The sequence below is a fragment of the Rhizobium rhizoryzae genome, assembly GCF_011046895.1.
Taxonomy (GTDB): Bacteria; Pseudomonadota; Alphaproteobacteria; order Rhizobiales; family Rhizobiaceae; genus Neorhizobium; species Neorhizobium rhizoryzae.
Window position 1 is genome coordinate 1181284 of sequence record NZ_CP049250.1, and the last position, 19557, is coordinate 1200840.

Below are 19557 nucleotides of genomic sequence, written 5' to 3' on the forward strand. Positions count from 1 at the left end.
ACCTCCTCGCTCTTGCCGCAATTCATGGTAAAGGAATCGCCTCCATCACGACGGGGACGGACGATTCCATGCTCAAGAAAATCATCATTGTCGCCACCTGCGCGACCTATCTTTCCGCCTGCACGACGACTGATCCCTATACGGGCCAACAGAAGGTTTCCAATACGGCGGGTGGCGCTGCCATCGGTGCGGGCCTGGGCGCGCTTGCCGGTCTGGCCGTTGGGAATTCGCCAGTCGGCCGCCGCAATGCAGCGCTCATCGGGGCGGGCGTCGGTGCGCTCGCAGGCGGCGCTATCGGCAACTACATGGACCAGCAGGAATCGGAACTGCGCGCACAGTTGCAGGGAACCGGTATTTCCGTAACCCGCGTCGGCGATCGCATCATTCTGAATATGCCGTCTAACATCACCTTCCCGACGGATCAGGATCAGGTTCTGCCGGGCTTCTACCAGACGCTCGATTCGGTCGCGCTTGTGCTGAACAAGTTCAATCGTACGCTGATCGACGTCAACGGCCATACGGATTCCACCGGAAGTGCAGCCCACAATCAGGAGCTCTCCGAGCGCCGCGCGGCATCCGTCGCCAATTATCTCGGTGGGCGGGGTGTGGATCAGCGCCGCATGTCAACGCTTGGTTTCGGTCCATCCCAGCCGGTTGCCTCCAACGCAACACCCAATGGCCGAGCGCAGAATCGCCGCGTCGAAATCCAGATCGCGCCGATCACGCAGGGCTGATCATCGGATCAAGCGTATACAGACAAGGCGTCGCGCCAAGCGGCGCCTTTTTTCATATTGAACCTCTTCAGAGCGCGCTCGAAATCATCTTTACGCCAGCCGCGCCGAAGAAGAGTGCCATCAGCGCGTCAAGCGGGCGCCGCGCATTGCGATAGAGGTTGACGGCCCGCCGCGTTGAAAACAGCAAGGCATAGGTCATGAAGACGGTTATGCCAGTCAGCAGGCAGCCGCAGACCACGATTGCGACGGAGATGGCCGATGCGCCGGGAGGAAGCCCGAGCGAGATCGTTGCCAGCCAGCCAAAGATCGCCTTCGGATTGGTGAGGTGAATGGCATAGCCGGTCAGATAGACCCGCCACAGGCTCTTTTGACGCACAGGAGTGGTCAGATCTTCCCCGGATGGAGCCCGCCTCAGGCTTCTTGCTGCTTTGAAGGCGAGGTAAAGCATGTAGAGCCCGCCGACGATCTTGAGAAGTTGCAGGATTTCGCCATAGCGAGTCAGAACCGCCGCAAGACCCAGTGCTGCCGCCATTGCCCAGGTGAATGAGCCCGTGAAAATGCCGAGTGCGATCACGATGCCGCGTTTGCGGCCCTCATTCATCGCGGTTCCCATGATTGCCAGATTGGCGGGGCCGGGGGTTATGACTGCCACGAGGTAAAGGCTGTAGGCCGCCATCAATTGCGGCCAGTGCTGAAAAAGTTCTGACATGCGGCTATCCCGGCTTCGTTTGGCCAAGAATGCACAGGCAGGCCGCTGCAAGTCACGTGACAAGTTTTGAAGACTTGGATCACCGAATGTGATGGGAGAGGGTCAACTCTTCCTGTTTGCGACGAAACGTGCCGTGGCCACCAGAACCTGCGCCTTCTCGCCATAAGGCTGCAGAAGCTCGACGGCTTCCGTCACCAACTGGTCGAGTCGTCTTTCGGCCCAATCGAGGCCGTTGCGCGAAACGAGGGTAGCCTTGCCCCGGTCAGCATCCTTGCCCGTTGCCTTGCCCATCGTAGCGGCATCGGAGGTCACGTCCAGCACGTCGTCCGCGATCTGGAAGGCGAGGCCTATGATCTCTCCAAAGCGGCGCAGGCGCTTGCGATCGTCCTCAGAGGCGCCGGCAATGATGGCTCCGGCTTCACAGGCAAAGCGCAGCAGAGCGCCTGTCTTCATGGCCTGGAGCGTGATGACGCCATCCTCATCCGGTGCCGTGGTCTCTGCCGCAAGGTCCAGTGCCTGTCCGCCTGCCATGCCCCCAAGACCGGCGGCACGCGAAAGCGCCAGGACAAGCTCCACCTTGCGGTCCGCTGCGAGCTTCGTTGCGGGCGCGGTGATGATATCGAACGCATAGGTCAGAAGGCTGTCACCGGCCAGAATGGCTGTCGCTTCGTCAAACGCCTTGTGAACAGTCGGCTGGCCCCGGCGCAGGTCATCGTCGTCCATGGCGGGAAGATCGTCATGGATCAGGGAATAGCTGTGCAGGCATTCAAGAGCCGCACCGACGCGCGAAGCAGCCTCCGGATCGCCGCCAAACAACAGCGCGCTTTCCTGCACGAGAAAGGGCCGAAGCCGCTTGCCGCCATTCAGCGTGCCGTGGCGCATCGCCGCCAGCAGATGGTTCGGGCGGACAATCTCATCGTCGCGAACCGTGCTGTCGAGCAGGTCCGAGAGCAGACGTTCCATATCGGCCGCGCGTTGGCGCAAGTGATCTTCGAAAAGGGTGCTATCCAAGGTCTTCATGGCGGTTCCTTGGCATGAGCGGCGGGCGGAGGCAACGAAGTTTTGCGAAAAGCCTTGAGTAAGCGGCACTGCCACTCGCTTTCGATGCACGGTGCCGGTATGAACACAACAGGAATGGCTAAAACGAGTAGGGATGTTGGACGTTTCCTCCGACCAGCAGCAATCCGAAGAGGACGAGGCACCGCCCATGGCGAGCCCAAAGCCCGACTGGCGGATCAGGGAAAGGCTGCTGCTTGCCGCCAAGATCGTGGGTGCATTTCTTCTGCTGCCTTATGTGCTGGTTCTGCTCTACGCGCTCCCATTCGTGCGCCCTGTTTCAACCTTGATGCTGGCCGATCTTGCCCTGTTCAGAGGCTACGACCGGCAGTGGGTGTCGTTCGAAGATATTTCTCCAACGCTGGTGCGTTCGGTCATGATGTCCGAGGACGGGCAGTTCTGCGCCCATGGCGGCGTCGACTGGGTTCAGATGCGCGGGGTCGTTCAGGATGCGCTGGAGGGCGAGGCGACGCGTGGCGCAAGCACCATTCCCATGCAGACGGCAAAGAACCTGTTCCTCTGGAATGGCCGAAGCTTCGTTCGAAAGGGGCTGGAACTGCCTCTTGCCATGTGGGCCGATCTCGTCTGGTCGAAGCGACGCATGATGGAAATCTATCTCAACGTTGCCGAATGGGGCCCTGGCATCTACGGGATCGAGGCGGCCTCGCGACACTATTTCAAGGTGCCTGCCGCCAAGTTGACCCGGCGACAGGCTGGTCTCCTGGCTGTTGCGCTTCCCAATCCAATCACCCGGGTTGCCAGCAAGCCCGGGCGAGGGATGCAGCGGCTTGCCGGGGTTATCGAAAGGCGTGCGCAAGCAGCGGGTGGCTACATAAGCTGCCTTTATGGCTAACCTCACAAAAATGCATTGGAGCCCGGCAAGCCATGCCTGTAGGTTCGCTGGAAACGAGCAGAGGGTGGATCGATGGACGGGCTGGTACTTTATATCGCGAACAAGAATTATTCTTCCTGGTCCCTTCGTCCCTGGATGGCCATGAAGGCCGCGAATGTTCCATTCGAAGAGGTGCTGACCCAGTTCGACGATAGCGGCGGCAATCCCAAGTTCCGCGAATTCTCGCCGACCGGCAGGGTGCCGGTGCTGAAACATGGCAGCCTGCATATCTGGGAGTCGCTGGCCATCATCGAGTATGTGGCCGAGCTTTATCCGGAGGCTGGCGTCTGGCCTTATGATCCTGCCGACCGCGCATTGGCCCGCTCTATTTCCATGGAGATGCTTTCCGGCTTTCGTGCCCTGCGTGGCGCCTGCCCCATGAACATGCGTCGCGAGAAGAGGGCTATCGACCTGCCGGATGGTGTGGCAGGCGATGTAGCGCGGATCACCGAGATCTGGAAAACGATGCGGCATCGCTCCGGCGGGCCATTCCTGTTCGGTGCCTTCAGTGGTGCGGATGCGATGTTTGCGCCGGTGATCAACCGTCTGGACGTCTATGATATAGCGGTTGACGACGACACCAGATCCTATATGGCTGCCATGCAGGCGCATCCGGCATGGATCGAATGGAAGGAGGCGGCCCTGGCCGAACCCTGGATCGTTCCGGCGGATGAAGCCTGATTTGCCTCCCGGGTCTGAATTGACTCTAAAAAATCCCTGTGGGGACTGGTCAAAGCCTGTTCCGGCATGTATAAGCGCCGCAAATTTCCGAGATCGAAGCTAGTCTTTCACGGTCGATACCGGCCGCAGACTGAGTTTTGCACGCCTATTTGGAGTAACGAGAATGGCAGTACCGAAGAGAAAAGTGAGCCCGTCCAAGCGCGGTATGCGCCGTTCGGCTGACGCCCTGAAGAACCCGACCTACGTCGAAGACAAGAACTCCGGCGAACTGCGTCGTCCGCACCATATCGACCTGAAGACCGGTATGTATCGTGGTCGCCAGGTTCTGACGCCGAAGGAAAGCGCATAAGCGTTTTTCATCGTCTTGATGCTGAAAGGCTGGCGTTTCGCCGGCCTTTTCTGTCTTTGGTGGTCTGAAACAGAAAAGGGCCGGTATGTATCCGACCCTTCCTGATTATGCTGGCTGATCGGTTGTTGATCAGTGGCGAATTGTATTTGCCTGGGCAGCGGTTTCGCCCACATTCATTGCGCGGACGAAAGGTCTCAACTGCCACAGAGCTGACAGGCCCACGAGAACATAGACTATTCTGGAAAGAAGGGCTTGCTGCCCACCGAAGAGAGCCGCGACGAGATCGAAGTTGGCCAAGCCGACAAGTAGCCAGTTGACACCGCCGATGATGATGAGAAGCAGGGTGATCAGGTTGATGGCACGCATGATTTTCTCCTTGAGGGACGGTGTGCTAACCGGATCAAGCCGCTGGAGTTCCTCATGAAAGCGATCGGTTGCAGACACGGAAACGTTACATTTCCGTCCAATGCTCGCTTGAAACAGTTCGGGAGCGATGAGGCTCCCGTTCGCCAGTCTGGTTGGTTTCGTGCCGCCTTGGCTCACGAGCCGAAGCTGTCCAGCCGGTTCTGCAAGCTGCGCAACTGCTCTTTCAGATCGTCTATGTCGCGTGGGTCGGCGCTCTTCTTCGCCGCTTCCGGCGTGGCCTGCGGTGTTGCACCAAAGGGCGAGAACATTTGCATGGCCTGACGGAACATTTCCGTATTTCGCCGCACCTGCTCTTCCATCAATTGCATAGGCGCCTGCAGGTTCTTTGTGAGTGGCGTTTCGCCGAAGGCGCGCGTCATCTGTTCGCGCATTTGCGTCTGCTGGTCGGCGAAGGTCTTCATCGAGTGCTCGAGGAAGGTGGGCACCACCATCTGCATCTGGTCACCGTAATAGGAGATCAGCTGGCGCAGGAATGAAATCGGCAACAGGGTATTTCCGGTTTTCGATTCCTGCTCGAAGATAATCTGCGTCAGGACGGAATGGGTGATATCTTCGCCGCTCTTGGCGTCCTGTACCGTGAAGTCCTCGCCGCGCTTGACCATCTGCGCAAGATCTTCCAGCGTCACGTAAGTGCTGGTGCCTGTATTATAGAGCCGGCGGTTGGCATATTTTTTTATGACAACGTCGCCATCCGTCTTGGCCATATTTATCTCCTGATCCCGTCAATATGGAATTTTGTATTTCGCTCCCGCAGTAACACTACGCTTAAATAAACCATGCTGACAACGGATTTGTGCGATGCGAGAGCTGTGGATGATTCGCCCCTCAGGTTGAATCCCGGCATGCAAAGTTTTGACAGGTGCCATGTGAAATCCGCCGAAGGTTGCCTTTGACTTGTGGCTCAAGCTTTGCCAGTCTTCACTTCAACCAATCAGGGATTTTCGGAGGAACACCCATGAGTCAGCCATCCATCGTTATTGCGTCTGCGGCCCGCACTGCCGTCGGTTCATTCAACGGGTCTTTCGCCAACACACCTGCCCATGAGCTGGGTGCCGCCGCCATCAAGGCAGCGCTGGAACGCGCCAAGGTTGAAGCGTCTGAAGTCGATGAAGTCATTCTTGGACAGATCCTGACCGCTGGCGAGGGACAGAATCCGGCCCGTCAGGCGGCGATGAAGGCGGGCATTCCGCAGGAAAAGACGGCCTGGGGCATGAACCAGCTCTGCGGCTCGGGTCTGCGCGCCGTCGCGCTTGGAATGCAGCAGATCGCTTCAGGCGACGCCCGCATCATCGTGGCGGGTGGTCAGGAATCGATGTCCATGGCGCCGCATTGCGCGCATCTGCGCAACGGCACCAAGATGGGCGACATGAAAATGATCGATACCATGATCAAGGACGGCCTGACGGACGCCTTCTACGGCTATCACATGGGTATCACGGCCGAGAACGTGGCACGTCAGTGGCAGCTTTCTCGCGACGAGCAGGATCAATTCGCACTGGCTTCCCAGAACAAGGCGGAAGCTGCGCAGAAGGCTGGTCGTTTTGTCGACGAAATCACGCCCTTCGTGGTGAAGGGACGCAAAGGTGACGTGACGGTCGATGCGGATGAATATATCCGCGCTGGCGCCACGCTGGAAAGCATGACCAAGCTGCGACCGGCCTTCGACAAGGAAGGAACGGTGACCGCTGGTAATGCCTCCGGTATCAATGACGGGGCAGCCGTCGCGCTTCTGATGAGCGAGGAAGAAGCTGTGCGCCGCGGTATCGTGCCTATGGCTCGTATCGTATCCTGGGCAACGGCGGGCGTCGATCCGCAGATCATGGGAACAGGACCAATTCCCGCTTCCCGCCGCGCGTTGGAGAAGGCGGGCTGGTCAGTCAAGGATCTGGATCTGGTCGAAGCAAACGAAGCCTTTGCTGCGCAGGCCTGCGCCGTCAACAAGGACATGGGCTGGGATCCTTCGATCGTGAACGTGAACGGCGGTGCGATCGCCATCGGCCATCCGGTGGGTGCTTCCGGCGCGCGTGTCATGAACACGCTTCTGTTTGAAATGAAGCGGCGCGGCGCCAAGAAGGGTCTTGCGACGCTTTGCATCGGCGGCGGCATGGGCGTTGCCATGTGCTTCGAGGCCATGTGATGACTGGATTTCCGGCCACATAGAAGGGCCGGCGTGTGAAAAATGAAGCGCGTTGTCGCCTTGGCGATGCGCTTCAGAATTTGTGTCGCATGCCGTCATCGTATTTGAGCTGAACACAAATGCGCGGCATGCCTTTTCGGGGGGAAACTTCATGTCGAGAGTAGCATTGGTATCGGGCGGAACACGGGGCATCGGCTCTGCAATCGCCCTGGCGTTGAAGACAGCGGGCTACAAGGTTGCGGCGAATTATGCCGGCAACGAAGAAAAAGCGAATGCATTCCGTGATGTGACCGGCATTCCCGTTTTCAAATGGGACGTTTCATCCTACGAGGCGTGCGTGGACGGCATCGCGCGGGTAGAAGCGGAGCTCGGCCCGGTTGAAGTGCTCGTCAACAATGCCGGCATCACACGTGACGCCATGTTCCACAAAATGAGCCCGGCTCAATGGAATGAAGTCATCAACACCAATCTGACCGGTCTCTTCAACATGACGCATCCGGTCTGGTCCGGCATGCGGGACCGCAGTTTCGGCCGCATCATCAATATTTCATCCATCAATGGCCAGAAGGGCCAGATGGGACAGGCGAACTATTCCGCTGCCAAGGCGGGTGACCTCGGCTTCACCAAGGCGCTGGCGCAGGAAGGTGCTGCGAAAAACATCACCGTCAACGCAATCTGCCCGGGCTATATCGCGACTGAAATGGTCATGGCGGTTCCGGAAAAGGTGATGAACGAGCGCATTCTGCCGCAGATCCCGGTCGGGCGTCTTGGCCAGCCGGAGGAGATCGCGCGCTGCGTGGTGTTCCTCGCTTCTGATGAGGCGGGCTATATCACCGGCTCGACGATCTCTGCCAATGGTGGACAGTATTTTGCGTGAGTGATGAGACGAAAAAGGCCGGGGCTTTCGCTCCGACCTTTTTCATGCGTTCCGATGGACCGGAACTTAGCGGCAACGCGCCTCGTAGTTGCGGCCATAACGGTCACGATAGATGCAGTAGCCCCGACGTTCCTGCGACTGGCCGATGGCTGCGCCAACCAGACCGCCACCGACTGCGCCAACGGCTGCACCGCCCCAGCTATTCGTCACGGCACCGCCGATGACTGCACCGGTGCCGGCACCAATAGCCGTTCCGCGTTCTGTTGCCGTGCAGGATGCAAGCATGCCGACCAATGCTGCGGCGGTAAGAATCTTTTTCATGTCCTGGTTCCTTCCCTGTTAAACCTTGAGACGTTCTTGATTAGATCCTGCCCATCAGGAGCAGGATGATGATGATGAGTACGACAAGGCCCAACCCACCCGATGGACCATAGCCCCAATTGCGGCTGTGGCCCCAGTTTGGCAGGGCACCGATCAAGAGAAGGATCAAGATCACAAGAAGAATAGTGCCGAGCATTTTTGGCCTCCGATACTGAAATGCGGGCGACGGATCGTCGTGCGGCGGTAACGGCTTGGCTCACTTTTGGTTCCAGGCTTCCTTCACGATTCGGACGCTTGGTTCAATTGCCTGTGTGCTCCAACTCTTGCAGGCTGATGACGATTGGATCAGGAAAAGCCGAGGCCATGGCTCGTACTTGTTCATGCCGGCTGACGATTAATTTGTCTTCTGAGGCATTTCTGCTTGCCATTCGCGGACGCAGTCGCCATGTGTGGTCCGACCGCCCGCGAAGGTGGTGACAGTAATTGTGCGGATGACAGGCTTTGAATTCACAAGCCCCCATGATCTTGAGCGGTCGCGGTGTAACTGCGGTCCTCGGCCCGACGAACACCGGCAAGACGCATTATGCGATCGAGCGAATGGTGGCGCATGGCTCTGGGGTCATTGGGCTTCCTCTTCGGCTTCTCGCACGTGAGGTCTATACAAGGCTGGTCGAGAAAGTCGGACCGACCCATGTGGCGCTTGTCACGGGCGAAGAAAAGATCACCCCGCCCAATGCCCGTTTTTCCGTCTGCACCGTCGAGGCGATGCCGCGCGAGACGAAGTCCGCCTTTGTAGCCATCGATGAAGTGCAGCTTGCAGGCGATCTGGAGCGTGGCCACATCTTCACCGACCGCATCCTGCACTTGCGGGGACGGGAAGAGACTCTGCTGCTGGGCGCCGGCACCATGCGGCCAATCCTGGAGCGGCTACTTCCTGGGCTGACGGTGATCGAGCGACCGCGCCTTTCGCAGCTGTTTTATGCCGGGCAAAAGAAAATCACCCGCCTGCCGCAACGCTCTGCCATTGTCGCGTTCTCCGCCGACGAGGTTTATGCGATCGCGGAACTCATTCGTCGTCAGCGTGGTGGCGCCGCCGTCGTTCTGGGTGCGCTGAGCCCCCGGACTCGCAACGCGCAGGTGGGGCTCTACCAGTCCGGTGATGTGGAGTATCTGGTTGCAACCGATGCGATCGGCATGGGCCTCAATCTCGATGTCGATCATGTGGCCTTCGCGCAGGATCGCAAGTTCGACGGCTATCAGTTTCGCAATCTCAATCCCGGAGAACTCGGGCAGATTGCCGGACGTGCGGGCCGACATCTGAGGGATGGCACGTTTGGTGTGACGGGACAGGTCCAGCCGTTCGATGATGAGTTGGTCGAGCGAATCGAGACCCACCAGTTCGATCCCGTGAAGGTTCTGCAATGGCGTTCCAAGGCGCTCGATTTCTCGTCCTTGAGAGATCTGCGAGCAAGTCTTGATGTGGCACCCGTCATCCAGGGGTTGACGCGTGCGCTTCCGGCAACGGACAGCCAGGCGCTGGACTATCTGTCGCGATATCCGGAGGTCATTGATATGGCCACAAACCCGGAACGCGTCGAGAAATTGTGGGATGCCTGTGCGCTCCCGGACTACCGAAGAATTACGCCTGCCCAGCATGCGGACCTGATTTCGACGATTTTTTCGGATCTGGTGCGAATCGGCTGGGTGAACGAAGATTTCATGGCCGAACAGGTGCAGCGCGCCGACCGGACGGATGGCGAGATCGATACGCTTTCCGCGCGAATCGCACAGATTCGGACGTGGACTTATGTATCCAACCGGCCGGGGTGGCTTGCGCATCCGACACACTGGCAAGAAAAGACTCGGGAAATCGAGGACAGGTTGTCGGACGCGCTGCATGAAAGGTTGACGAAACGCTTTGTTGATCGCAGGACATCTGTGCTCATGAAGCGCCTGAGAGAGAATGCGATGCTGGAAGCTGAAATCAGTGTGAATGGAGATGTCTTCGTAGAGGGACATCACGTCGGTCAACTCGCCGGTTTCCGGTTTACCCCGATAGCGGGTACCGAGGGGCCAGATGCGAAAGCCGTGCAGGGGGCAGCCCAGAAGGCGCTGGCGCTCGAATTCGAGGCGCGCGCCGCGCGTCTCTACGCGTGCGGCAATGGCGATCTGGCGCTCGGATCTGACGGCTTCGTTCGCTGGCTGGGCGAGCCGGTCGCAAAGCTCGCGGCTGGCGACCACATCATGCATCCGCGCCTCATCCTGCTCTCCGACGAGCAGTTGACTGGTAATGCGCGTGATCATGTGGCGGCGCGTCTTGAGCGCTTCGTCAACCATCACATTGCAACAGTGCTGAAGCCGCTGGACGATCTGTCTCGCGCCGAAGACCTCCAGGGTCTGGCTAAGGGTCTGGCGTTTCAGCTGGTCGAGAACCTCGGTCTGATGTTCCGTCGGGATGTGGCCGATGAGGTCAAGTCGCTGGATCAGGATGCGCGCGCTTCGATGCGCCGCTATGGCATCCGCTTCGGTGCCTACCATATCTTCATGCCGCTCCTGCTGAAGCCGGCACCGGCAGAACTCATCACGCTCCTCTGGGCGTTGAAGAACGACGGTCTGGACAAGCCGGGTTATGGCGATCTGATCCCGGCACTGGCGGCGGGCCGCACCTCTGTTGTCACGGATCCGTCCTTCGAGCGGAGCTTCTACAAGCTTGCGGGCTTCCGCTTCCTGGGCAAGCGTGCCGTGCGCGTCGATATCCTTGAGCGTCTGGCCGATCTCATTCGTCCGCTCCTGCAATGGAAGCCGGGTTCCAGCGCGCGTCCTGACGGCGCCTACGACGGACGTCGTTTTGTCACGACAACCGCCATGCTTTCCATTCTGGGCGCGACGCCTGATGACATGGAAGAAATTCTCAAAGGCCTGGGCTATCGCGCCGACGCGGTGAGCGCTGAAGAGGCGCAAGCCTTCCTGGCCAGCCAGCAGCCTTCTTCGGTCGCGCCAGCCTCTGATGCGGCTGAAACCACTGATTCAGGGGATGATGCAGATCCAGCGCCGCAGGAACAGGCTGGCGAAACGCCTGTCGCACCTGAAGTTGCTGCCGAAGCGACTGCGGGTGAACCTGCCGTAGCTGAAGAGCCGAAGCCTGTCCTTCTCTGGCGTCCCGGCGGCGGCCGTGCGGAAAATCAGCGTGGCGGACAGCGTCCGCAAGGCGAACGCCGTGCGCCGAACAATGCGCCTCGTCAGGGTGAAGGTCGTCGCGACAATCGTGACAACCGCGAAAGAGGTGAGCGCACCGAGCAGGGCGGACGTCCGAACCGGGACGGCGGTTCCAATCGTGATGGTGGTCGCCCTAATCATCGTGGCGATCGGCAGGAGGGTCGTCCTGACCGCGGCCGGGGCGACCGTCCCGAGCGTGGAGATCGCGGCAAAGCGCCGCAGCCAGCCCGCTTCGAGGCCAAGCCTCCGCGCAAGGAGAAGCCGATTGATCCGGATTCACCTTTCGCAAAGCTCGCTGCCCTGAAAGAGCAGATGAAGAAGTAAGATGACGGGAGAGCCACTTGGAGAGCAGCGTCAGCGCATCGACAAGTGGCTTTTCTTTGCCCGGCTTGTGAAGTCCAGAGCGCTGGCCCAGGCTCTCGTGGAAGGCGGGTTCGTCTCGGTCAACGGCCAGGTGATCACACTGCCGAGCCGCATGATCCGTTGCGGGGACCGCATCGATCTTGCCCTTGAGAGCGGTGACAAACGGCTCGTGATGCGGGCTCCTGGCGAGCGCCGCGGTCCTTATCCGGAAGCATCCCGACTGTACGAGGATGTTTCCGAGCCACAGGCAAGGCTTTCGGCCTTCGAACGCGCTCAGCGAATGGTTCGCCCCCTGAAATAAATTCCCCTGTCATTCACCGGTTTTGGCGGATGAAATTGCGCGATTGGTGACACTGCTTCGAACTTTGTTTCGCGCTTCGCAGAGGTGCAACAAACTGGCTCGACGGACGTTTGGAAGCATTCTCTTTTGCCTTGCGAATGGCGCGCAAAGCCTTTAGGGACAAGGCAAGCGGGCTTTAGCGTTTCGCGGATCAAGCGGATACCTGTTGAAGCCCTTTGCTGTCTCTTTCCGACGGTGCCTGAACACTGGATTTTGCTGGAGTGCCTCATGACGTATGTCGTGACTGATAACTGTATCCGTTGCAAGTATACCGATTGCGTCGAAGTCTGCCCGGTAGATTGCTTCTATGAGGGCGAAAACTTCCTGGTAATCCATCCGGATGAGTGCATCGATTGCGGTGTCTGTGAACCGGAATGTCCAGCAGAGGCCATCAAGCCCGACACGGAGCCGGGTCTCGACAAGTGGCTCAAGGTCAATGCCGAATATGCCCAGGTCTGGCCCAACATTACGGTGAAGCGTGATGCCATGCCGGAAGCCAAGGAAATGGACGGCGTGCAAAACAAGTTCGAGCAGTACTTCTCGGCAGAGCCGGGCAAGGGCGACTGAGCAGCCGACGGATTATCCATTTAATCTCTGCTTAAGTATTAGGCAGGGACGAATCGTTGCAAGCTTGCGACTGCGAAAGCAAATCATTGATTCGCGCCCATAATTGTGGTAGACAATAGAAACTGTTCCACAAAGCGGCATTCGCGTGCCCAAAAACATCACGAAAGCAAAAGATCACCCGCCGCGGTTTCCGTGACATACCACATGTGTGAATGTCTTGGTCGCAGATCGCGGAGATGGAATTGTTTTCGCGCGCGTTTGGCGGATCAGTATGGAGTCACCCGACGGTTCCCCCGTCTCATCCGGGCCTGACAGACCCGGCCCCGGCACATGGACAGCCGGGTGCGTAACAGGGAGTTTGTTAAACGAATGACGACCCAGCAGAAAAAATCTTCAGCGCGCCACGGATTCAAGACCGGTGAAGCCATCGTCTATCCGGCGCACGGAGTGGGTACTATCACGGCGATCGAGGAACAGGAAGTTGCTGGCATGAAGCTGGAGCTTTTTGTGATCGATTTTGAAAAGGACAAGATGCGCTTGAAAGTTCCAGTCGCCAAGGCTGTGAGCATCGGCATGCGCAAGCTGTCCGAGAACGATTTCGTCGAACGCGCTCTCAAGGTCGTTCAGGGCAAGGCTCGTGTGAAGCGCACCATGTGGTCACGCCGCGCGCAGGAATATGATGCGAAGATCAACTCTGGCGATCTGATTTCCATCGCAGAAGTGGTGCGTGATCTCTATCGTGCTGAGAATCAGCCTGAGCAGTCGTATTCCGAACGCCAGCTTTACGAAGCTGCATTGGACCGGATGGCTCGCGAAATTGCTGCCGTCAACAAGATGTCGGACACGGAAGCTGTCCGCTTGGTCGAGACCAATCTTGCCAAAAGCCCAAAGCGTGGCAAGGCCATCGATGAAGACGATGCGCAGGAAGAAGCGGCGTAAGCGCTTCTTAAGAAACATCTTAAAAAACCCGGCGGCAGCCGGGTTTTTTATTGGAACCATATTTTCCCTTAAGCGTTAACCCGCCGGAACGGCGAAGAGTGCTGTCTTGCAAATCTCTTCGCCATGGAAACCGTGGAGCGAGGCCTTGGCCGATCTTCCGCCGACCGAGCCGGGGATTCGAACGCATGAACTGCCGATTTTTGTTGAAGCGCAGTGATCCAAGGCCGGGGGCCAGGGAGTACTCAGCTACGCCATTTTCCAATCATTCAGTTTCAGGGAGAGCGCTATGAACGCCATGTCCGCAGATCGCAACATGATCAAGATCGCCATGTCGGCACCCTACCTCGCCCGTGAAGAGGAGCGCGATCTGGCTGTCCGATGGAAAGACGATCAAGACCAGGATGCTCGCAATCAGATTGCTCTGGCCCACATGCGCCTCGTCATCGCCATGGCTTCCAAGTTCCGCGGTTTTGGTTTGCCAATGAGCGATCTCGTTCAAGAAGGCTATGTAGGGCTGCTGGAAGCGGCGGCAAGGTTTGAGCCTGCGCGCGATGTACGATTTTCGACCTATGCGAGTTGGTGGATCCGCGCTTCGATGCAGGATTACATTCTGCGCAACTGGTCTATCGTTCGTGGCGGGACCAGTTCAGCGCAGAAGGCGCTGTTCTTCAATCTACGCCGTCTGCGCGCGAAGCTCGCACGTGGCGACAGCAACCTGACGGCTCAAGCTATTCATGAGGAGATTGCGACGGCACTGGGCGTCAGCCTGGCTGACGTTCAGACTATGGACGCCCGCCTCTCCAGCAATGATGCGTCCTTGCAGGCTCCGTCGATCTCGGGCGACGCCGATAGCGCTGAGCGACTGGATATGCTGGAAAGTGCCGAGCCGCTTCCGGATGAACAGGTTTCCGGCATGATCGATGGTGAGCGCCGGATGCGCTGGCTGCAGGGCGCCTTGACGAAGTTGAACGACCGGGAGAAGAAAATCATTCGTGCCCGGCGTCTGACGGATGATGGTGCGACGCTGGAGGCGCTTGGTGCAGAACTGGGAATTTCCAAGGAGCGTGTGCGCCAGATCGAAAGCCGCGCAATCGAAAAGCTGAAATCAGCGTTGGTCTCGATCAATCCGCAGATGGCGGCCGCCTGCTAAAGCGGTGGCGATCGTTCGGATTCGCTCCTGACGCTTTAAGGCAGAGCGGCGCGCTGCTCCAAGCCCGCCTGTGCGATTTACGCACAGGCGTGTGTTGTCTTAACGCCGCCGTCCTTGCGGTAACCGGTGTCAATCGTAATCGTGCCGCCAACGGCTCGCGAAACGCAGGCGCATATTTTCGCTTCCTTATGTCTTTCTTCCGCAGAAAAGAAGACATCGCGATGATCAAGCGGGGCGGATGCTTCCAGGACGGTGATGGCGCAAAGGCCGCATTCGCCGCGGCGACAGTCGTAAATCATGTCGATGCCGGCTTCCATCAGCGCATCCAGCATCGTCTGATCTGCTCGCACCTCGATGCTTTTCTCGCGATGTGGCACGTTCACATGAAAGGCTTGCTCGGCAAAGCGGCCGCTATCCCCAAACACCTCGAAACGCAGCCGGCTCATCGGCCTGCCGCTTTCACGCCACAAATTTCGAGCTGTCTCAAGCAAACCGTGGGGACCACAGATGTATGCTTCTCCATCCGGCGGCAGGGCAGCAAATTCGCTGGCAAGATTAAAGGCCTGTCCGTCCTCTTGACTGAAGGTCTCGATACGGTCTCCCAGAATGGTGCGGAGTTCATCGGCGAAGGCCATCTGGTCTCTGCTTCTGGCGCCATAAATCAGGCGAACCGACTGGCCACGCGTTGCGAGAGCCTTTGCCATTCCGTAGATCGGTGTGATGCCGATGCCGCCAGCGACCAGCAGGTAATGCGAGGCTCGCCACGAAAGCTCGAACCGATTTTCCGGCTCGGTCATTTCGGTCTCGTCACCGGGCTTGAGCCCCCAGACAAAGGCTGAGCCTCCGCGGCTATTGGGGTGCAGTTTCACGGCAATTTTCAGAGTACCGGGTTCACTCGGTAGAACCGTATAGGTGCGGATGGCTGGCTCGCCATTGATCGACACCTTGATATTGGTGTGCGATCCAGGATCGAAAAACGAACATAAACCATCAACGTCGAAGGTTACAGCGCGCACATCCTCGGCAGGGGTCTCGATGGCAAGCACCCGCGCCGCGCGCCATTCCAATTTGGAGCGCATCAATTCCTCCTCAAAACAAAGTTCCTTCAGCCCGACATCAAGGCCAGAGCCACTACCTTACGGCGCAGGTCAGGCTGCTCCTCCAGAACGAAATCCAGATTTTGACGCGCAAGCCGAGCATGCTCGCGCGCAATGGCTTCGGCACGAGACCCCTCACGCAGCTCTATCGCTGAAAGCATGGCCTTGTGCTGGGTCTGTGCAACAATGAGCGTGCGGTGAAACGCAGGTACATCCGACTGCGTGTTGACGAAAGCATTCGGGCTGGCGAAGGGCAGGCATGCTATCCGCTCGATTTCCCGCATGAGAACTTCACTGCCGCAGAGGTTCCATAGAAGGCGATGGAAGTCACCGTTCAGGACTTCATAACGCTCGAAATCCACGTCATGAGCACCAACCTGCATCACGAGGTCGAGTTGGCGAACAACCTCGTGCATCGCTCTCAGGGGACTTGCCGGTGCGCCCCTCTCTGCGGCCAGCCGCGCTGCAGTTCCCTCCAGCACGCCGCGAAGTTCGATCGCATCGAAGACCTCCTGCCTGCTAAAGGATCGCACCGCATAGCCGCCGGACGGGATCAGGCAGACCAGACCTTCCTGTTCAAGTCGCTGCAGGGCGCTGCGCAACGGAGTGCGCGAGACACCGAGACGCTGGGCCAATGCGACTTCCGAGAGGCGCTCGCCTGGTTCCACATCGCCGGTGAGGACGAGATCTCGCAAGGCAAGCAGGGCCTTTGCGCTCTGCTGTTTCGGCTCGCGTTCCGCTTCCATGCCACTCGTCACTCTGCCGCCACGACCTTTGGTCTCGTTTCCTCATCGATCATGCGGTCAATGAGCTTTCGGGCCCACATTGATCCGGCGTCAATGTTGAGATTGTAGAAGCGATGGTCAGGGTTGGCATCGATTGCCTTCTGCTGAGCCTCCAGCACCACCTCATCCTCGCGGAACACGCCCGCAACACCCTCGCGCAGTTCGTGTGTGCGCGCCTGATTGCCGAGATCGTAGTTTCGGGCAAAGGCCCAGAAGTAGAGGCAGGTTTTGTCGGTCGCAGGCGTAATCGTGTTCAGCACGTAACCGTTCACGCCCTTTGAACGATCACCCTGCGGGGCACCGGTGCCGGCTTCGGCTACGCCGACATCAATGGTCACGGTGCAAGGGGCTTCAAAGCGGATGATCTGCCAACGGTCGACCTTGCCGGGGCGTCCATACTGCTTGCGCCAGAAGGGCGGCGGATCGATGTTTTCCATCCAGCGGGTGATGTACGCGAATCGATCGGAGTGGCTCGCGTCGAAGGGTGCCTCAGCCACAGCGCGATTGCCGATCGAAGAGCCGTGCACAAAGGTCTCGTGCGTCAGGTCCATCAGATTGTCGACGACCAGTCGGTAATCGCATTTGACCTCGATCAGCTTTCCGTCTGCGGCCCAGTCCGGATCCTTGTTCCAATGCAGGTCGGGAATGAGGAGAGGATCTGCAAGAGAGGGGTCGCCCGGCCAGATCCAGATGAAGCGGTGCTTTTCGGCAATCGGGTAAGACTTCACGCAGGCTGATGGATTGATGGTGTCCTGAGACGGCATGTATACACAGCGGCCGGTGTCGTCGAATTCCAGGCCGTGATAGCCGCAGACCACATTATCACCTTCCAGCCTGCCCAAGGAGAGCGGCACCAGCCTGTGCCAACAGGCATCGGCAAGCGCGACGGGCGTTCCGTCATTCTTGCGATAGAGGACAACCGGTTTGTTGCAGATGGTGCGTGGCAGAAGTGCCCGCTTCAACTCTACATCATAGGCAGCGGCATACCAGGCGTTCAGCGGGAAAGTTGGCTTTGACATGTGCATCACTCCTCTTAATGAGAAGGTTTGCTCAATGTATACATTCTGTCAAGCGGCTAGTGAAATTTGCAACGAATTTCCCTTTCGGCCAGACTGAATGGCTCCCTTCTGTATACATAAAGACTGGAGGTGCGGATCAGTCAGAAATGATCTTCAGGCGCTGGCCGGGTGTGATCGACGCGCCTGTGGGCAACGCGTTCAGAACACGAAACAGGTCAAGCTTACGGTCCGTTCCCATCATTCTGGCAGACAGCGTGGTTATCGTGTCGCCCTGTTGAGCCGTCACCACACGAACGCGCAGCGGCTTCAGATCCGCCGCTTCCTGAGGGGTTATCTTGCGGAAGCTGTTGCGGATCGTTTCAGCCGTCGCCTGGAGGGTTGAATTGCCTTTTGGCACCGCTGTCAGGAATCGGAAGATCCGCTTGTCCATGCGGATTACGGTCACATCGAAATCCCACCGTTCCGCAGAGGCTTTCGCATTGGCGGCAGGCAGGCCGTTTACGGTGATGTCTCGAACGGTATTCGGCTGCAGGCCAGCAACCCAGCCGCTTGTCAGATAGTTGGTCAGGCTCTGCGTATCGCTGCCTTCGACGCCATCGAAGCGGATAGCCGTCTCATCCGGTCCGGTTGCCAATACGGCTTCGGCCTTGTTATCGATCCGGAAGCCTTCCGGCACATCGAAACGTATGCCAAGGCCTGCATGCAGGAAGGTCTCGTTGCGAACATAGCCTTCCTCCGGGCTGTCGCCGTAGAGAAGTCCATCGATGCCGTTGAGGTAGTAATCGCGCCCCTTGTCGCCGACGGTTCCCTCCTGCCCAAAAGCGCGTGCGTGCTGGCGCGCCAGTTCCACGCGTTGCGGCGCGTTGGGGTGACTGGACAGAAAGTCCAGGCTCTGGTCGCTTTCCGGATCTACCGAGGAGAAGCGGGCATAGGCAGCCATGCTGTCCAGAAAACGTGCTGCGGCATAGGCATCGTAACCGGCCTCACCCAGCATACGCACGCCGATCACATCCGCCTGCAGTTCCTGCTGCCGGGAAAAGGCTGCGAGACGCAGCTTGCCACGGGCAAGAGCCTGCTTGCCGGCCAGATCGCTGGAAAGAACTTCAGCCACGACACGGCTCGCGATGACTTCGGCCTCTTCTCGCTTCTGTCGCTCGATGCCGTGATTGGCGGTCACATGCGCCATTTCATGGCTGAGTACAGCGGCGACCTCCGAGGCGTCATTTGCCAGCGCCAGCAGGCCACGGGTTACATAAAGATAGCCGCCTGGTAGCGCAAACGCATTGATGGCCGGCGAGTTCAGAATGGTTATGCGATACGACTGATTGGGGTTTTCTGATACCGCGGTCAGTGCGCCGGTGATACGCGCAACCAGCCTTTCCGTCTTGGCATCGTGATATTCGCCGCCGTAGCTTGCCAGAATGCGCGGATGTTCGCGTGCCCCCATGGCGGCTCGAGGATCGTTTTTCTGGACCGTATCGACGATCTGCGGGTTGGTGGAGGGTTTCAGATCGGCCTGGTAGCTTTGGTCCAGGATGGACTGGCAGCTCGTCAGAAGCGTCGCTGCGGCAAGCATGGAGACGAGCGCGCGGTATCCGTGCCGCTTCCGGGAGGTGCGGGTTGCTGCAAGTGCCTGTCCGGGGCAGTCTCCCCCGGTGATGCTGGAACCTTCAATCGGAAATATCATGCTTCCAAGCCCGCCATCCGGCGCATCCTGCGACCCTTGCCGCGATCTCCTGCGAATATGCGGATGGCAAGATGTTTCTCCGTGAACCGCCTCAACTTACTTAAGTAGTTAGCGGCGAAAGGGCAAACATCATTCCGCTCTTTTCTTGCATTGCGGCATCGCATTGATGCAAGTCTAAAATGTGGCGCCGGAGTTAACGTCTCGTGAACCTT

Annotated in this window: 21 protein-coding genes; 11 read left to right on the forward strand and 10 right to left on the reverse strand. The window is 58.6% G+C overall.

Going from position 1 to position 19557, the window contains the following annotated elements; translation table 11 throughout:
- Nucleotides 1-68: 68 nt before the first annotated feature.
- Nucleotides 69-734: a YiaD family glycine zipper/OmpA-like lipoprotein gene (locus G6N80_RS11735; protein WP_062556224.1), complete on the forward strand. Its 666-nt coding sequence runs from the start codon at nucleotides 69-71 to the stop codon at nucleotides 732-734.
- A 67-nt stretch (nucleotides 735-801) separates the two neighbouring features.
- On the opposite strand, the gene G6N80_RS11740 is transcribed toward G6N80_RS11735, so the two are convergent.
- Complete coding sequence (locus G6N80_RS11740; protein WP_062556223.1) at nucleotides 802-1443, reverse strand: LysE family translocator; 642 nt, start codon at nucleotides 1441-1443, stop codon at nucleotides 802-804.
- Between the two features lie 102 nt (nucleotides 1444-1545).
- On the reverse strand, nucleotides 1546-2463 hold the full coding sequence (locus G6N80_RS11745) for a polyprenyl synthetase family protein (RefSeq protein WP_425503919.1): 918 nt from the start codon (nucleotides 2461-2463) through the stop codon (nucleotides 1546-1548).
- Between the two features lie 187 nt (nucleotides 2464-2650).
- Between G6N80_RS11745 and mtgA the strand changes: the two genes are divergently transcribed.
- The 3 genes from mtgA to rpmF all read left to right on the forward strand — a co-directional run bounded on the left by mtgA (nucleotide 2651) and on the right by rpmF (nucleotide 4421).
- The gene (gene mtgA / locus G6N80_RS11750) at nucleotides 2651-3352 is read left to right on the forward strand and encodes a monofunctional biosynthetic peptidoglycan transglycosylase (RefSeq protein WP_062556307.1); all 702 of its coding nucleotides are present in this window, start codon (nucleotides 2651-2653) and stop codon (nucleotides 3350-3352) included.
- 72 nt (nucleotides 3353-3424) lie between these two features.
- A complete protein-coding gene (locus G6N80_RS11755; protein WP_062556222.1) occupies nucleotides 3425-4072 on the forward strand; it encodes a glutathione S-transferase family protein in 648 nt (215 codons plus the stop codon).
- Nucleotides 4073-4235: 163 nt separating this feature from the next.
- Nucleotides 4236-4421 carry a 50S ribosomal protein L32 gene (gene rpmF, locus G6N80_RS11760; RefSeq protein WP_062556221.1) on the forward strand — a complete coding sequence of 62 codons (186 nt, stop codon included), beginning with the start codon at nucleotides 4236-4238 and terminating at the stop codon, nucleotides 4419-4421.
- 129 nt (nucleotides 4422-4550) lie between these two features.
- Here the strand turns inward: rpmF and G6N80_RS11765 are convergent, their stop codons facing one another.
- Nucleotides 4551-4787, reverse strand: a complete 237-nt coding sequence (locus tag G6N80_RS11765) for a DUF378 domain-containing protein (protein WP_062556306.1) — start codon at nucleotides 4785-4787, stop codon at nucleotides 4551-4553.
- A gap of 173 nt (nucleotides 4788-4960) precedes the next feature.
- Nucleotides 4961-5551, reverse strand: coding sequence for a polyhydroxyalkanoate synthesis repressor PhaR (gene phaR / locus G6N80_RS11770; protein WP_062556220.1), 591 nt, complete (start codon nucleotides 5549-5551; stop codon nucleotides 4961-4963).
- Between the two features lie 251 nt (nucleotides 5552-5802).
- On the opposite strand from phaR, the gene G6N80_RS11775 reads away from it, so the two are divergent.
- Nucleotides 5803-6984: an acetyl-CoA C-acetyltransferase gene (locus G6N80_RS11775; RefSeq protein ID WP_062556219.1), complete on the forward strand. Its 1182-nt coding sequence runs from the start codon at nucleotides 5803-5805 to the stop codon at nucleotides 6982-6984.
- Nucleotides 6985-7135: 151 nt separating this feature from the next.
- The gene (gene phbB / locus G6N80_RS11780) at nucleotides 7136-7861 is read left to right on the forward strand and encodes a beta-ketoacyl-ACP reductase (RefSeq protein WP_062556305.1); all 726 of its coding nucleotides are present in this window, start codon (nucleotides 7136-7138) and stop codon (nucleotides 7859-7861) included.
- Nucleotides 7862-7927: 66 nt separating this feature from the next.
- Here phbB and G6N80_RS11785 read toward each other — a convergent pair whose 3' ends face one another.
- Both G6N80_RS11785 and G6N80_RS11790 read right to left on the reverse strand, forming a co-directional pair.
- Nucleotides 7928-8182, reverse strand: a complete 255-nt coding sequence (locus tag G6N80_RS11785) for a glycine zipper domain-containing protein (RefSeq protein WP_137136814.1) — start codon at nucleotides 8180-8182, stop codon at nucleotides 7928-7930.
- 40 nt (nucleotides 8183-8222) lie between these two features.
- On the reverse strand, nucleotides 8223-8378 hold the full coding sequence (locus tag G6N80_RS11790) for a DUF3309 family protein (protein ID WP_082547286.1): 156 nt from the start codon (nucleotides 8376-8378) through the stop codon (nucleotides 8223-8225).
- A 323-nt stretch (nucleotides 8379-8701) separates the two neighbouring features.
- Here G6N80_RS11790 and G6N80_RS11795 point away from each other — a divergent pair, with 323 nt between their 5' ends.
- From G6N80_RS11795 to G6N80_RS11815, 5 genes are all read left to right on the forward strand, one after another.
- The gene (locus G6N80_RS11795) at nucleotides 8702-11722 is read left to right on the forward strand and encodes a helicase-related protein (RefSeq protein ID WP_165137043.1); all 3021 of its coding nucleotides are present in this window, start codon (nucleotides 8702-8704) and stop codon (nucleotides 11720-11722) included.
- A 1-nt stretch (nucleotide 11723) separates the two neighbouring features.
- Entirely contained in the window at nucleotides 11724-12062 is a 339-nt protein-coding gene (locus G6N80_RS11800) for an RNA-binding S4 domain-containing protein (protein ID WP_062556216.1), read from the forward strand.
- Nucleotides 12063-12329: 267 nt separating this feature from the next.
- The gene (gene fdxA / locus G6N80_RS11805) at nucleotides 12330-12668 is read left to right on the forward strand and encodes a ferredoxin FdxA (protein ID WP_137136816.1); all 339 of its coding nucleotides are present in this window, start codon (nucleotides 12330-12332) and stop codon (nucleotides 12666-12668) included.
- 369 nt (nucleotides 12669-13037) lie between these two features.
- Nucleotides 13038-13607 (forward strand): CarD family transcriptional regulator, encoded by a 570-nt coding sequence (locus G6N80_RS11810; RefSeq protein WP_062556214.1) that lies wholly within the window; start codon nucleotides 13038-13040, stop codon nucleotides 13605-13607.
- A 286-nt stretch (nucleotides 13608-13893) separates the two neighbouring features.
- Nucleotides 13894-14757 carry an RNA polymerase factor sigma-32 gene (locus tag G6N80_RS11815; RefSeq protein ID WP_062556213.1) on the forward strand — a complete coding sequence of 288 codons (864 nt, stop codon included), beginning with the start codon at nucleotides 13894-13896 and terminating at the stop codon, nucleotides 14755-14757.
- A 77-nt stretch (nucleotides 14758-14834) separates the two neighbouring features.
- Here G6N80_RS11815 and G6N80_RS11820 read toward each other — a convergent pair whose 3' ends face one another.
- From G6N80_RS11820 to G6N80_RS11835, 4 genes are all read right to left on the reverse strand, one after another.
- Nucleotides 14835-15836 (reverse strand): PDR/VanB family oxidoreductase, encoded by a 1002-nt coding sequence (locus G6N80_RS11820; RefSeq protein WP_165133972.1) that lies wholly within the window; start codon nucleotides 15834-15836, stop codon nucleotides 14835-14837.
- 26 nt (nucleotides 15837-15862) lie between these two features.
- Nucleotides 15863-16600: a GntR family transcriptional regulator gene (locus G6N80_RS11825; protein ID WP_062556211.1), complete on the reverse strand. Its 738-nt coding sequence runs from the start codon at nucleotides 16598-16600 to the stop codon at nucleotides 15863-15865.
- Between the two features lie 8 nt (nucleotides 16601-16608).
- Complete coding sequence (locus tag G6N80_RS11830) at nucleotides 16609-17658, reverse strand: aromatic ring-hydroxylating dioxygenase subunit alpha (protein WP_062556210.1); 1050 nt, start codon at nucleotides 17656-17658, stop codon at nucleotides 16609-16611.
- A gap of 136 nt (nucleotides 17659-17794) precedes the next feature.
- Nucleotides 17795-19234, reverse strand: a complete 1440-nt coding sequence (locus tag G6N80_RS11835) for a M48 family metalloprotease (RefSeq protein WP_156379308.1) — start codon at nucleotides 19232-19234, stop codon at nucleotides 17795-17797.
- Between the last annotated feature and the right edge of the window lie 323 nt (nucleotides 19235-19557).